The organism is Bacillus cereus group sp. BfR-BA-01382 (genome assembly GCF_022663475.1).
Taxonomy (GTDB): domain Bacteria; phylum Bacillota; class Bacilli; order Bacillales; family Bacillaceae_G; genus Bacillus_A; species Bacillus_A thuringiensis_S.
Genome location: NZ_JAKUFQ010000246.1, coordinates 1 through 810, shown reverse-complemented (window position 1 = coordinate 810; position 810 = coordinate 1). Strand labels below are relative to the sequence as shown.

The window sequence follows — 810 nt, the reverse complement described above, 5'->3', positions numbered from 1 at the left end:
TTTTTATTCCCTATAGAACATACCTAAATCAATAATCCTCAATAAATTTTCCTCTTTTTAAATAGTATGTTAATAAAAGTATGAAAGTTGGTGAAATCCATGGAAAAGGTTTTATTAGCGATTGGACATAGACAAGTTGAAGATTTTATAAAGGCAAAGTCAAACGGTGAGTATGCAATTGTAGGTACAACTGTGTATCGTGGAGGGATTATAAAAGCGATAAAAGAAAACAAACCTGATGTTATTGTGTTATTTGAATCATTAAAAGGGAATGAAAATATTTCAGACATTATTTATGAAATTAGAGCAAATTACAAGAATGTAAGAATCATTTTCGGTTCCAACAAACGTGAGCCAGGGGATGTACTGTTAGCAACTATTGTAGGGTATGGTATTTATGACATTTTATATGGAGAAAAAATAAATGCGAATGAGATTATTCGATTAATAAAAGAAAAGAACGAGTTTTCGGATGTGTTTCATTTACGACCTAAAACAACAGTAGACGAAAAAACAAATCAAAAATTGTATGATGCACCTACAAAAGTAATAGAAAAGCCAGTAATCAAAGAAATATATTTGGATAAAACGAATCCAAATGAATCTGGGAAAGAAGAAGATGAATCTCCTAAAGAAACAAATCTGAAAGCAGAAACGGAACAAACTATGGAAAAAATCGCTGAAGATGAAAGTGTGAATCTTGAAGAAACGAAATCAGAAGCAAACGGAGATGAAGTAATTGACATTGAAGGTGAGTCTGTAAATCTTGAAGAGAAAGTTTTCAATCTTGAAGAAGTTGAAAAGAAAGAA

1 pseudogene is annotated in these 810 nt (G+C 30.9%); it reads left to right on the top strand.

Going from position 1 to position 810, the window contains the following annotated elements:
* Window positions 1-99 precede the first annotated feature (99 nt).
* Window positions 100-810, top strand: a pseudogene (locus tag MR160_RS33720) (AAA family ATPase); the annotation flags it as partial.